The following is a 13,405-nucleotide window of genomic DNA, read 5'->3' as shown; positions in this document are numbered from 1 at the left end:
GGCCTGCGGGATCGCCCGCCGCCGCGGGGACCTCCGCGGGCAGGCCCAGCGCGGCCAGGATCTCCCCCGCCGCCTCGTCCCACTCGCCGCCCGCCGCGGCCCCGGCCAGCTCCGCGCCCGGGTAGCGCAGGCTCAGCGCCGCGAGCTCCCAAGCGGCGGCACGGGTTTGCCAGAGCTCGTCAACAGTCATCGTCATGCGCCTTTCACAGGTTCCAGTTTCAGCTCGCGGACGATGAAGCCATCCGCGGTTTCTTCCAGCACGTTGATCGATCGACACAATACGACGGGCAGCGCTTGCACGATAGAGATGTGACGCGGATGGAAAGCCAGGCTAAGGCCTTCGTCCTCAAGCGAGAACGCGCCGATGCCGCACGCCTCCAGCGCGCGCCGCGCCAGGGAGACGTCGCCATCGAATACTTTCACCGTTTTCAGGAAGAAATCATGCGGATCGCGCTCGTACACGCCCGCATCGACGGAGCAAGCGCCGTTTTGAACGCAGATCTGATCGCGATGCTTGTTCTCGAGCGAGCAGTAATGCACGCCAAGGGACAACCCCTCGTCAAGCGCGTACTCCAACAGCTCCAAGCACAAGGATTCGCTGCCCGCCAGCGGCAGACCGCCTGCGTAGCCGTAGTCGTACAGCACGGGAAACGGCGGGTTCTTCACCGAAAAGCCGCGGCGCTCGAACTCGTCCCAAGCTCCCATGGGGTAGCAGAACTCAAGAAGGTTGATGCCGAACGCGCCGACTTGATCAAGACGATCCAGCAGACGACGCATCGCCTTGCCCGTGCCCGGTATCACGGGCATCTCCACCATCACCTGCGGGATGAAGCGCTTCGTGCGGGCAAGCACGTCGACGGCGTCATCGATGATCTCATCGGCGCGATCGACGTCGAGAACGTCCAGCTTGATGCTCATGCGCAGCTCGTCGAGCCCGGCGTCGCGCAAGCGATCGAGCAGCGGTTCGTCAAGGAAATCGCCGGCGGTGTACAACCTGATATGGGCACGCGGAAAGCGCTGGCGAACGTAAGCGCAGAACGCCACGGACTCGTCGGCATGGAGCAAGGGTTCGCCCCCCGTCAACCCTACATGGGTGACCTCGCCGCCGCACGCATCGGCGAACGCATCGACCTCGTCGCGCCACGCATCGTTCACGCGCAGGCGATCGGCGTAGTCGGCCTGGTTGGCGTTGAAGCAGAAATAGCAAGATCGATTGCATGCAAGCGACAGGAAGAACGTCTTGCTCCCCCGCCCTCCCGTGCAGGCCACGCACGCCGACGACAGGTTGCCGCAGACGATGCCGGCATCGCCGTTGCGGAACTGCGCGCCCTTCTCCCGCAGCCGATCCTTCGCCGCACGGACCACATCCGCATCCGCATCACGCGGCGCGATGCGGATACCCCAATCGGCAAGCCGAGCCAGATAATCGGCTTCGATGGCGGCATATTCGTCAAGCCACGCGCGCAGCGTGGGCCTCGCCTCAAGCAGATCGGCGCTCATCGTCAAAACCTCCGTTGCCATGCGCGGCGGCCTTTGCAACGCCGCGACGTTTCAGCAGATTGTACAGCGAACCCGCATGCACGGCCATATGCACGAGAAGAAGCGCGAGCAACGCCTTCGCCGCCGCGGCATGCAGAGGCGACCACGTATAATACCCCTCGGCATACAGGCCGAACGTCTGCAGCACCGCGCCCGACATGCCCAATCCCGACACGAAGACGGTCGAGAGCGCCACGAGCAACGCGGCATCGAGCGCCAAGCGCCCGCAGTTCCGCAAACGAGCCTCGCGGACGCATCGCGGAAGGGCGCGCGCAACCCGATCGACATGCTGCGCGCAATGGACGAAAACGGGCGCCAGCAAGGCCAAACCAAACCATTCGTGCGCAGGCACGCCCGTCAACGAGGGAAGCGCTGCAAGCGCATAAGTCAGAAACGCCGAGAAATCAACAACGAGCATCCGCTTCACCAGGTCACTTCCCCTCTTAAAGCTTTCGCACGATCAGAACAAGCAGCCCGACGAGTACGACCGGCGCCAAGATCCAGAGGTTCAAGCTGGCATCGGACGCGCGGTGATAGCGCGTCGCCAGCGTATCCCACGCATGACACTCGACGCTGGCGCAGCCCGCCTCGGGACAGGCCATCTCGTGCACGCCATCCGGCTCGGGCACATCGCCGAAACCATGGCACGACCCCGACGCGCACCCGACGACCGGGCAAGGCGAGTGGGGCTCGATAGGCCGGGGAAGCCCCACCGCCGGACTCGCAGCCGCAACAGCCCCGAACACGACGACCCCCGCGAAAAAGAACGTCGCCAAGGTGATGATCGCTTTCCTCAGCATCTCGTTCGCCACCCCTCCATGTCGCACGGCGGGGCGCCCGATGGTTCAGGCGCCCCGCCGAAAAACGGATCGTATCTAGTGCGAACGCTCAGTCGGCTTCAACGGGAGGAACTTGAGGCCCAGCAGCAACATGAGCGCGCCCAGCCCGAAAACGCCCAGCACGACGCCGAATTCGAGCATCGACGGAAAGTACACCATCGATCCGCCTGCGCTCTGCAGAGCCGCACCCGCATCCGTAAGAGCCGGACCGGACACGACGGCGGGCATATCGAGGTTCGGGATCTGGAAGCCGCCCACCAGCAGCTGCACGCGCTTGCAAAAGATGCCCACGATGGCCAGCACCGCTGCGATCACGATAAGCGGGTTCGTGCGCAGCTTCGGCACGAAGGCGATGACCGCCGTGGCGGCGCACCCGACGACCTCGATCCAGAAGAAAGGAGCGAGCGGACCCGTGGTCAGCATGGCGACGACCTCCGCCCCCGATCCGGCCGGGAAGCCCTCGGTCAGCAAGTCGCAACCAAAGAAGTACAAATCCACCATCACGAACACCCCGAGGAGCTTGAGCATCTTGACGACGTGCTCCTGCGCGAGCTCCAGGTAACCAGCCTTGCGCAGCGCGATGACCACGACGAGCACGAGCGCCACGCCGCACACCAGAGCCGACGACACGAACCAGGGGCCCAGAAGCGCGGTATGCCACATCTCGCGACCCTGCTGCAAACCGAAGATCCAAGCGGTGACCGAGTGAACGAGCACGGCGCACACCAGAGCGATGGCGGACACCACGCGCAAGGCAGCGGCAGAGCCCTTGCCGCCCTCGAAGCGCAGCATAGCCCACAAATACACGATGGACAGGATCAGGTACGTGCCCAGCACGATGATGTCCCACATCAAAGGCGAGCCGAGATTGGAGTACACGAACAGCTCCCAAAGGCGCAGCGGCTGGCCGAGGTCGATCACGACGAAGCCGATCGCCAGCACCGTGCAGCAGATGGAGGTCCACACGGCGATCTTCGATACGCCGCCGAAACCCTCCATGCCGAACACGCGCGGAGCGCTCGAGATGATAAGGCCGCCGGCGGACAGACCGACGAGGAACATGAACATCGTGATGTAAAGCCCCCACGAGTCCAGATTGCGCATGTTGGTGTTCACCATGCCGCTGGTCAGCTGAAATGCCCACAAAGCCAAACCGCCGACGGTGAGAATGGCCGCCACCACGATGGCGACAGCAACCCCTTTGCCGCCGAATCCGGCAGCGGAAACCTTGACGGACTTCTCCGCCGATACGTTCTCAGACATGATCAATCCCCTTACACGAGGTAGTACACGGACGGCTTCGTGCCTTCGCTGGCCAGCAGCTGCTCGTAGGAGCGCTCTTTGACAAGCTTCGACACCTCCGAATCCGGATCGTCGAAGTCACCAAAGTGACGGGCGCGGGCCGGGCACAACTCCATGCATGCCGGCACCTCCTCACGGGCAAGGCGCTGGTAGCAGAAGGTGCATTTCTCGACCACATGCTTCTGGTGCTTCGGGACGTCTGCATCGCCGACAGCATGGTCGACGGGGTACTTCGGCTCCTCCCAGTTGAACGAGCGCACGCCCGTGTACGGGCAAGCCGCCATGCACATACGGCAGCCGATGCACTTGTCGTAGTCCTGGCGCACGACGCCCGTCTCGGGATCTTTGTAGGTTGCCCCCACAGGGCACACCTTCGTGCAAGCCGGGTTCTCGCAATGCTGGCAGCCTACAGTGATGTAGCGCATCGACACGTCAGGGAAGACGCCGGCCGGCGTGTCGATCTCGTCGCCGCCCTCCGTGAGGACCCGGGTCCACCAATTTGTCTCGGGAAGGTTGTTCGTTATCTTGCAGTTCACGGAGCAGGCGTTGCACCCCACGCATCGCTTCGTGTCGATGACCATGCCGTAGCGGGTCATTACCTCACACCCCCTTCGTACTTCTCGACTTCGCAGAGGAAGTCGTAGAAGGCGCTGTTCGAGCAGAAATCGTTCATGTACACATTCGTCAGATCCTGCGTATGCCCCTCGACGAACTGGCTAGCCTGGAAACCGTGCGGAATAGAGACGACTCCCGGCTTGATGCCCTCGGTCACACGCGCCTTGAGCACGGCATAGCCGTGATCGTTGTAGACGCGCACGTAGTCGCCCTGCTGGATTCCGCGCTCGGCGGCATCGGTCGCGTTGACCTTCAGCAACGGCTCGGGCTCGAGCTCGCGCATGACCGGCGTGTACGCCAGCTGCGAATGCACGTGATACTTGCTGTGCTCGCTGCATCCGAACAGCGGATACTTGTCGCGCAGCGGATTCTCCTCGTATGCCTCGTTCGCGTGCTCGTAATAAGGCAGACGCTCGCAATCGGCGATCTTCTGCCCGAAGTTGTTGCGCGGCGTGGGCTTCTCGAGGTAGTACTTCAAACGCTGCGCCTCGGCGCTGCCGAACTTCGGCACCATACGCGAATCGGTGTAAGAAGCATCGCGAACCAGCTTGCCCGTCTTAAGCTCTTCGAACGTGCAGCCCTGCTTGACGTTGGCCTCGGTGTCGATGACTTCCTTCAAGAAATCATCGTCCGATTTCGGGTAGATGTCCATGCCCATCTTCGCGGTCACCAAACGCATGATCTCCAGATCGGTCTTGCATTCGTACAGGGGATCGAGCGCTTTCTGGGTGAACGTGGGATACGGCACCGAGCACACCGGGTCGAAATCCTGCACCTCGAACGAATGGGGCACCGGCAAAAGGATGTCGGCCCACTGCGCAGTGTCGGTCATGTTGACGTCTGCGCACACCACGAAGTCGATCTTCTTGACCGCGTCGATGAGGTCTTGACGGCCCGACTCGCAGGACAGCATGTTGCCGTTGCAGCACCACAGAACGCGGATCTCGAGATCCTGCCCCGCCCACTTTTTCTCCTCCATGACCTTCGGGAGGTACATGCCGCAGAAGCTGGCACCGGGAGTTCCCAACATGTAGGCTTTCACGTTGTAGCCCACCATGCCCGTCGATGGGCTGCCGCAGATGGAAGCGCCCGGCTTACCGGCGTTGCCGGTCAGAGCCGCAAGGAACGCGAGGTTCTTGAAGTTGTGATGGGAGTTCGCATGGTGTCCGAGTCCCTGGAACGTCATGACGTACACGGGGCCTTCGGTGGCATACACGCGGGCCAGTTCCTCGATCTGCTCCTTCGGGAGATCGCAAATGTCCGCAGCCCTCTCGACGGTGTATTCGGAGATGCTCTCCTTGACAACTTGGTAGACCGGTTTCACGGCGAAACCCTGCACCTCGAACGATCCTTCGATGGCGGGCTTCTGCGCGGCATCGGCGGTCGCAGGTGCGCCGGCAGCCTCGTCCCACACCGCAACCGGATCGATCACGGTGGGCTTGCCCGTGCGAGGATCCACCGGACCCTCGGTGGCAGGCGTGCCCAGATCGCTCATGTGAAGGTACGTGCCGTCCTCCTTCACCAAGAACGGAGACACCGTGCTGCTTCGCATGAACTCTTCGTCCATCAAGCCGTTCTCGATAATATGATTAGCCATGGCCAGCATGAGCGCGCCGTCAGTGCCCGGCCGGACGGGAACGTAGACGTCGGAGTGCATGGCCGACGCGGTGAACTGCGGGTCGATGGTGATGAGCTTTGCGCCCTTCTCGCGCGCATCGCACACGAACTGCCACGCATGCACGTACGCTTCCGCCGGATTGCCGCCCCAAGAGATAATGGTCTTGGCGTTGGCGGCATCCACGAAGTCGTTGCCCGAAATCCCCAGCAGCGTCGACTGCTCATGCTGCTGCGCCGTATCGGCACCGGCTCCCAGTACCGAGCCCCCGACGGCCGTGATGAAGCGACCGTAGGCAACGGACATGTAGCCTGCCATCGCACCGTTCAGAACGCCGTACGAACCATACGAGGACCAAACGGCAACCGATGTGCCACCGTAATCTTTTATGGCCGCGCCCATCTTCTCCGCGATGGTGCTAACAGCCTCGTCCCAGCTGATGCGCTCCCACTCGCCCGCTCCGCGCTCCCCGACGCGCTTCATGGGGTACTTGAGCCGGTCGGTATCGTACACACGCTGCGGCTGGCTGAACCCCTTCACGCAGAAGCGCTTGCGGACGGCATCCTCGCCGGGCATATCCATGGGACGGGCTTTGACCACCTTGCCCTCGCGCACCGTCACCTCCAAGGGGCAGCGGCTACCGCAGTTGCCGCGGCATGCGCTCCTGAACGTCTGCTCGCCATCGGCGGATGAACTTCCCTCCGCATTCGCCGGCATCGGCGCCAGCGCAGCGCCCGTGCCTGCGACAGCCGCGACGGCCGTGACGGCACCCGTCGTCTTCAGGAAGCCTCTACGCGTGAGTCCGCCGAGCGGGCTCTTCGTTTCAGACATGTCTCCTCCTCCATTCATGTTGCAGAATGCCTGGGGATCATCGTAAGAAGGTGAGTGTTCCGCGTACGGGTATCCCCCTCCGGCTGCATGGGTGCGCGTGCGCTCCGATACAGGTTCCGATATTCCCCCTCATATCAGAATCGGCCGATTCCTTCTTGTCATAGTCTGCCATACGTCACTATGATTATCAATAACAATGTATGACAGGATATGACAGGAAGTTATACTATTTTGAGGATATAGAGGTTGAACTGGGAGTATAAAGGGTTATCATGGAGGTTATGGTATGAGAGCTTATAGCCGTCCCGCCGTCGCCTGCCGCACTTCGTCGGCTATCGTCCGCGCGCTCGACTTCGACAAGCCCGCCTTGACGCCCACGGAAACAAGGTCGTCCAGCCCGATTCCCTTGCCCTTTCCGTTCACCGTCGTGGCATGCTCGCCGTTCATGCCTGCGTTGCGCGTGAGATCGTACGCAGGCGACAGCGTCCAGACCGCCCGATCCTCGTCGTAAAGGTACGAGAAGTTCTTCGCATGATCGTCCCTGTTTCCCGCCAGCACGTTGAAGCACATGAGCCGGTACAGACGCACGACTTCCTCGAAGCTGTCCGTCAACTTGAGCGTGAGGCGCATGAGAGTCTCGTAGTCCAAGTTGGGGATTCGATGCGACGTCTCCAAAAGCGCGCCGGCGGAAACCATGTGCACCTTGCGCGCAACACCCGATGCATCGGGGACCCGATCGAAGCGGCGTACGCCGAAATAACCCGAGCAGCGCTTCGAGGGAAACAGGCGAACTTCGGGCATATCGATTCCGCACGCTTTGGCCGCGAGAGCATATCGGTATTCGCTTTCGCCGATGTCGCGATCATCCTGGGAAGAGGCGAACTTCACGATCCAATCCTCGCCATCGATGCTGATCAGCACCTTCGGACGCGCGCCGCCCGACGATCCGCCCATCGCGAACAATGTGTCAAGATCTTGGGAGCCGTCAGCAGCGAGCACGTTCGCGCATTCTTGAGCCAGCTCATCGAAGTCCGTCGAAGTCGCAGGACTCGTTAACGGTATCTCCGGAACATATTCGAGTGCGCCCATGCCGTTGGACCCCACGATGGCAAGCCGGGCGATGGGACTCACGGCGAACGGATCGATGCCGTGAGATCGAAGCAACCGATCGACCAGCAAACGCCCCCATCCGTCAGGCAGGCTATCGTCGAACACACCGAACACGCCATCGAGCGGATGTCGCTGCGCGACGAACACGCGCTTTTCCAACGGAAGGCTGAGCGGGCTGATGCTAAAGCCCTCCCCCAACCAAGCGTCGTCGTACTCGAATGCAAGCACGCCGTCGGCAGAAAGAGCGAGCGTTCCCACCGCACGACCGTCGCACAGAACTCGGACGGAACGAATATCGAGATCGACATCGCGTAGGGAGCTATCGCTCATCGAGAACCTCCTGAATCGAGGAGTACCCCTTCTTGGAGAACAGCTCGGAGAAATCGGACTCGCATCCCAAAGCTATCGACAGTTTGATGAGCGATTGCAGCGATATCTGATGGTCATGCTCGAAGCGTTTCAACGACCCGAGGCTCACGCCGGCTTTGCGACTCAGCTGAGCCTGGGTGAGCTTCTGCTCTTTGCGACGCATGCGAACGCGCTGAGCGAGCACCTCAGCGATATCGTCCGGAGTTTCTTGGTCAAGCAAGGTAATCATAGCTCGTATATTAGCTTAAATCTATCAATTTTGCAATTTTAGCTCGTATAGTAGCTATTGTTGATTATCGCCTACCACGTCTATTCCGATTGCCGGGACGCCTCTTGCCCATTCGGCGCGAAACCCTCGCTGAAGGCGCTGGGGATGACCAGCGTGCCGCCCGACTGCTCGACGCTTTCGTAGGCCAGATGCATCGTGCGCAGCTTCATGGCGTCCTGATCGCCGGCGTACACTTCGGAGGCGTCCTTCAGCATCTCGGAGATGTCCTTCTCGGCTTCGGCCAGCACCATGCGGGCGTTCTTCTTGCGCTCGGCCACGGCCTCCATGGCCATGGCCTCCTGCAGCTCCTTCGGAACGACGATGTCGCGCACCTCCACGTCGATGATGTCGATGCCCCAGGGGCTGAGCTTCTCCTCGATGGCGTCTTTCAGCTCGGCGTCCAGCTGATCGCGTCGCATGGCCACCTCGGCCACGGTGGCGCGCCCGATGGCCTTGCGCATGGCCGTCTGGGCCACCCAGGCCACGGCGGCCGAGTAGTCCTCCACCTCCACGCACGCCTTCTTGGCGCTGAACACCATCCAGAACAGCACGGCGTCCACGTTGATGGGCACGAGGTCGCTCGTGAGCGTCTCCTCGGCACCGAAGTACGTGGTGGCCACGCGCTGGTCGATGCGCAACGTGTAGAACTCGACGATGGGCCAGGTGAACACGATGCCGGGGCCCGCCACGCGGTTGAACTTGCCGAAGCGCAGCACCACCGCCTTCTCCCACTCCAGCACGATGTGCACCGACGAGGACGCCAGCCACCCGACGATGGCCGCACTTACGAGGGCGACGAGGCCGATCTCCCCGAACGCCGCCTGCGCTGCGGCCAGCACGATGCCGAACGCCAGCACGAACACCACCACGGCGAACACGACGGCCCCGTTGCGGGAGGCGCGGCTGCGGTTGGTCGCCGAACGGATGTTGTCGGGGGCGCTGCGGCCGTCGGAATACGCAGGCAAGGTGCCCGTCGGGAACCCCGCCGGCCCGACGCCCGCTTCCGCGCCTGCTCGCTTGTCGCGTTTCATCGTTCGATCTCCCTTCGCGTTCGGGCGCGGCCTCTAGCCTGCGTCCCGCTTGGTTTTCGCTTCGCTCAAGCTGAGCGCGAACTGCTGCTCGATGTCCTCCAGCGACATGCCCAGCTCGAAGCAGCGCTTGAGGTACTCGCTCGTGACGATCTCGGCCGTGGACGAGATGCTGACGCCCGGCTTGTCGGACACATCGAGGACAAACGCGCCCTGGCGGCGTTTGGACTGGATGTAGCCGTCCTGCTCGAGGCTCATGTACACCTTGCTCACCGTGTTGTAGTTCACCTCGACGTCCGCGGCGAGGCCGCGCACGGTGGGCAGCTGGTCGCCCGGCTTGTAGTACCCCGAGGTGATGAGGTAGATGAACCGGTTCTTCAGCTGCAGCCAGATGGGGATGCTGCTCTTCTCGTTTATCTCGAATAGGGCCACGTGTCCGTTCTTTCTATTCCAATCGAAGTTCGAGCCCGGTCGGCTCGCCTTCGGACGTTTGCTCCGCCGCCGCGCCTTCCAGCGCGAGCTCGCGATGCGATCCCGCCTCGGCCAGGGCGGTGCGCATGCTGAACCCGCCCACCAGCACGAGCACGGCAGCCACGGCCAGCCCCGTTCGGCACGCCTCGGAGAAGGAGCCGCGCGCTGACAGCACGCCTTCCACCGCCAGCGGCACGACGAGCCCGCACAGCGCGAAGCCCACCCACCACCACAAAGCCAAGTCGCCCTCCGCAAGACGCTGGGCGGACGCGACCGCCCCCGGATGGTCGTCGGCAAGCGCGAACGCAACAAACAGCGCCGCGGCCGCGGCCTCTAGCACGACGATCAGGGCGTCGACGCGCGCGAGCATGCGGAAAAGCCATGCCGTGGCCGCATCCGCCGGCGCGAAGTACGCCGCCAGCAGAAGCGTCGCGATCCCGCAGGAAAGCGACGACAGCAGGAACAGCACGGGCACGAGCGGAGAGCTCCACAAGGCCACCGCGCCCGTGTTCTGCAGCAGCAGGCCGGTGTACAGCATGACCACAACGGCCACGACCGCAGCCGCGGCCTCGACGGCTCGGACCGCTCCGCGCGGCACGCTGGGCAGATAGGCGAACCGCACGGCCACCAGCAGCGCCGCGCATGCCGCCAGCCCCGCGAGCGCGTAGGTGCCCACCGTGAGAAACGAGAGCGAGGGCCGCAGCAAGAGCGAGGCGACGCGATCGATGCGCCCGAGGTCGAACAGCAAGAACAGCATGCCGAGCGCGAGCGCCGCGAACCCGGCGAGCATGCCGACGGCCACCGTGCGCTCAAGCGGCGTCGCCTCCCCGATGCCGATGCGCGACGCATGCCCGAATGGAGCCCTCACCCACGCGAGGTCGAGGATCGACGCAACCGCGATGGCGCCTGCGCCCGCGCCGCCGAGGAACAGATAGCCCACCGCCAAAACGCTGAACATCGTCCCCCTCCTTCGCCTTCCGCGCGCCCGAGCGCTTTTGCGCTGGGGTCAGTATCGCACAAAACGGAAGCGTTTGATATGACAACGTGTCATACGCGGGGTGGGTCGCGCCAGTCGGCGGCCGCCCTTCCCCGCTGCGTGCCGGGCGCATGGCGAAGCCCTGACAGGTTCCGCACAAAGAGCGGCCGCGAGGTGGGATTGCGGCCCTCCCCGGCCATACTTGGCGAATCGACGGATCATCCCCGCAAGAAAGGCGACGGCTCATGGCGAAATGGATGGACCTGCGCCACACCTACAACCTCAAAGGCAAGCTGCTGCTCTCATGCCTCGGCGTCGTGTGCATCGCGCTGGGCACCACGGTGTGCCGCGTGGGAAACGTGGGCGTCGACCCGTTCACCGCCATGAACCTGGGGTTCAGCGCGCGCGTGGGCATGGACTTCGGCACGTTCCAGCTGCTGGTGAACCTGGCGATCTTGGCGGCGGTGTTCGCGCTGGACAAGTACCAGATAGGCCTGGGCACGCTCATCAACATGGTGGGCGTCGGCTACCTCATCGAGCTGTTCACGTGGCTGCTCGGCTTTCTGCCGAAGTTCGAAGGCCTGGTCAGCGCCGGCGTTCATTTGGTCGTCGGCACGCTGCTGTTCACGCTGGGCGTGTCGCTGTACCTGAAGACGCGCATGGGCGTGGCGCCCATCGACGCCATCGCGCCCATCGCCGCCGAGCGCCTGCCCTTCTCGTACACGGCGTGCCGCATGACGCAGGACATCTCCGTGACCGTCCTGGCGGTGCTGGCGGGCGGGCCTATCGGCGTGTTCACCGTGATCGCCGCGTTCTTCACCGGACCGTTGATCACGGCGTGGAATCGGTTCGCCACGCTGCCGCTGTACCGCCGCTTCGGAATTCTGAACCCCGAGGAACTGGCGGAGGAGCGCTCATGAGCGCCGATGTTGCTCCTGCCCTGCGGCGGCTGTTCGTCGGCAGCTACACCGACGGCGCCGATCGCGGCGGGATCCGCACGATCGTGTTCGGCGAAGGCGGCGGCGAGGCGCACGTCGTGCGCGCGGACGGCTGCGGGGCGAACCCAACCTATCTGGCGCAGCGCGGATCGCTGCTGTTCGCCGCTCACGAGCTGGACTCCTGCGGGCGGATGGCCGCCTACGCCATCGAGCCGGACGGCTCGCTGACCTGCCGCGGAGCGTGCACGGCGCCCTACGATGCGGGCACGTGCTTCGTGCTGCCCGATCCGAACGGACGCAACCTCTTCGGGGCGAACTATCTGAGCGGATCCGTCGCCTGCTGCGCGCTGCTGGACGACGGGCGTCTGGCGGCGGGCGTGCCGTCGCGGCGCCACGAAGGGCGCGGCCTGCGGGACGATCGGCAGGAGGGGCCCCATGTGCACTCGCTGAGCTTCGTGCCGGGAACGCGGCTGCTGGTCGCCGTGGACCTGGGGCTCGACGCGCTTGTGATCTACCAGGTTGACGCGTGCGGAATGCTCGCGCCGACGGCTGCGGAAACCGTGCGCGTGCCGGCAGGGTCGGGGCCGCGCATAGTGGCGTACCACCCGCGTCTGCCGATGGCCGCGCTGGTGAACGAGCTGGCGTGCGACGTGCTGGTGTTCCGAATCGACGAAGGCGGGCTGCATTGGCGGATCGTCGAGCAGCTGAGTCTGCCGCAGGCGCCGAGCGGCGACGCGCTGGCGGCGCATATCGCGTTCTCGCCCGACGGGCGGCAACTGTACGCGTCGGTGCGCGGAAGCGACCAGTTGGTCGTCTTCCCGGTGGACGGCCAGGGACGGGTTGCGGGGCGCTGCGACGTTGCGTCCGGAGGGAAGGGGCCGCGGCACTTCTCGCTGTCGCCCGACGGGCGCTTTCTGGCCGTCGCCAACCTCGCGAGCGACGACGTGCGCCTGTTCGAACGCGATGCCGACGGGATGCTGCGAGCGGTCGCGTGCGTGGACGTGCCACAACCGGCGTGCGTCATCTGGGACGCGTAAGCCGCGAGCGGCGGCCACACAACGGACGACCGAAACGCGCCAAATATTTCGCGCTTTCAACGCACGTGCGATTGCGTCGGCAGAATGTGGCAGAAAATCACGGACTGGGCACGACATAGGCCGACATCGAGATGCTTTACCAGGGATTTCCGCGTTATCAGGCTTCTTCGAAGCCACGAAGCACCCCGATCTGCGCCTGAACCGTGAATCTCTACCGGATTTCGCCGCCTCGACCGAACGCGAGACGAAGCGGCCGAACAGCCGGTTACCAATACGGTCGTTTTTTGCCACGCTTCTGACCAGGTAATATACATTGTTTTACCTGGTCAGATGATCGCGGCAAGATGGCTGGAATCGGCCGGTTTGGCAACGTCCTACCCGACGAGCGCCCCCAAGTAGGCCGCCGCCGCGCGGTAGAAGGGATGGCGCGCCTCGGCGGCCAGGCGCTCGGCGAAGGCTGGCATCCA

Annotated in this window: 13 protein-coding genes and 1 pseudogene; 2 read left to right on the top strand and 12 right to left on the bottom strand. The window is 63.8% G+C overall.

Annotation, left to right across the window (positions count from 1 at the left end; translation table 11 throughout):
- From GT613_RS14970 to nrfD (GT613_RS14915), 12 genes and pseudogenes are all read right to left on the bottom strand, one after another.
- A pseudogene (locus GT613_RS14970) lies at positions 1-196 on the bottom strand (molecular chaperone TorD); the annotation flags it as partial.
- Positions 193-1,521: a radical SAM protein gene (locus tag GT613_RS14965; protein WP_240132904.1), complete on the bottom strand. Its 1,329-nt coding sequence runs from the start codon at positions 1,519-1,521 to the stop codon at positions 193-195. The gene GT613_RS14965 and the pseudogene GT613_RS14970, both read right to left, overlap by 4 nt.
- On the bottom strand, positions 1,481-1,957 hold the full coding sequence (locus GT613_RS14960) for a DUF4405 domain-containing protein (protein WP_050792431.1): 477 nt from the start codon (positions 1,955-1,957) through the stop codon (positions 1,481-1,483). Before GT613_RS14960 ends, GT613_RS14965 begins: the two co-directional genes overlap by 41 nt.
- Positions 1,958-1,982: 25 nt before the next feature.
- Entirely contained in the window at positions 1,983-2,339 is a 357-nt protein-coding gene (locus tag GT613_RS14955; RefSeq protein ID WP_035577462.1) for a hypothetical protein, read from the bottom strand.
- A 75-nt stretch (positions 2,340-2,414) separates the two neighbouring features.
- Positions 2,415-3,641: an NrfD/PsrC family molybdoenzyme membrane anchor subunit gene (gene nrfD, locus GT613_RS14950; RefSeq protein WP_009608994.1), complete on the bottom strand. Its 1,227-nt coding sequence runs from the start codon at positions 3,639-3,641 to the stop codon at positions 2,415-2,417.
- Between the two features lie 11 nt (positions 3,642-3,652).
- The gene (locus tag GT613_RS14945) at positions 3,653-4,276 is read right to left on the bottom strand and encodes a 4Fe-4S dicluster domain-containing protein (RefSeq protein WP_009609003.1); all 624 of its coding nucleotides are present in this window, start codon (positions 4,274-4,276) and stop codon (positions 3,653-3,655) included.
- Positions 4,276-6,741 (bottom strand): molybdopterin-dependent oxidoreductase, encoded by a 2,466-nt coding sequence (locus GT613_RS14940; RefSeq protein WP_009609000.1) that lies wholly within the window; start codon positions 6,739-6,741, stop codon positions 4,276-4,278. The genes GT613_RS14945 and GT613_RS14940 overlap by 1 nt, the downstream gene beginning before the upstream one ends.
- Before the next feature lie 294 nt (positions 6,742-7,035).
- Positions 7,036-8,181, bottom strand: coding sequence for a type II toxin-antitoxin system HipA family toxin (locus GT613_RS14935; protein WP_086414842.1), 1,146 nt, complete (start codon positions 8,179-8,181; stop codon positions 7,036-7,038).
- Positions 8,171-8,383, bottom strand: a complete 213-nt coding sequence (locus tag GT613_RS14930; protein ID WP_198161585.1) for a helix-turn-helix domain-containing protein — start codon at positions 8,381-8,383, stop codon at positions 8,171-8,173. The genes GT613_RS14935 and GT613_RS14930 overlap by 11 nt, the downstream gene beginning before the upstream one ends.
- Positions 8,384-8,529: 146 nt before the next feature.
- Positions 8,530-9,519: a slipin family protein gene (locus GT613_RS14925; protein ID WP_086414844.1), complete on the bottom strand. Its 990-nt coding sequence runs from the start codon at positions 9,517-9,519 to the stop codon at positions 8,530-8,532.
- A gap of 33 nt (positions 9,520-9,552) precedes the next feature.
- The gene (locus GT613_RS14920; protein ID WP_009305077.1) at positions 9,553-9,948 is read right to left on the bottom strand and encodes a GntR family transcriptional regulator; all 396 of its coding nucleotides are present in this window, start codon (positions 9,946-9,948) and stop codon (positions 9,553-9,555) included.
- 13 nt (positions 9,949-9,961) lie between these two features.
- Complete coding sequence (nrfD, locus tag GT613_RS14915) at positions 9,962-10,945, bottom strand: NrfD/PsrC family molybdoenzyme membrane anchor subunit (protein ID WP_009305078.1); 984 nt, start codon at positions 10,943-10,945, stop codon at positions 9,962-9,964.
- 263 nt (positions 10,946-11,208) lie between these two features.
- Between nrfD (GT613_RS14915) and GT613_RS14910 the strand changes: the two genes are divergently transcribed.
- Positions 11,209-11,883: a YitT family protein gene (locus tag GT613_RS14910; protein ID WP_009305079.1), complete on the top strand. Its 675-nt coding sequence runs from the start codon at positions 11,209-11,211 to the stop codon at positions 11,881-11,883.
- Positions 11,880-12,938, top strand: a complete 1,059-nt coding sequence (locus GT613_RS14905) for a lactonase family protein (protein ID WP_009305080.1) — start codon at positions 11,880-11,882, stop codon at positions 12,936-12,938. Before GT613_RS14910 ends, GT613_RS14905 begins: the two co-directional genes overlap by 4 nt.
- Positions 12,939-13,405 lie beyond the last annotated feature (467 nt).

It is taken from the genome of Eggerthella sp. BIOML-A4 (genome assembly GCF_009875575.1).
GTDB classification, from domain to species: domain Bacteria; phylum Actinomycetota; class Coriobacteriia; order Coriobacteriales; family Eggerthellaceae; genus Eggerthella; species Eggerthella lenta.
Note: the sequence above shows the minus strand (reverse complement) of the source record. Positions and strands in the feature narration are given on the sequence as shown.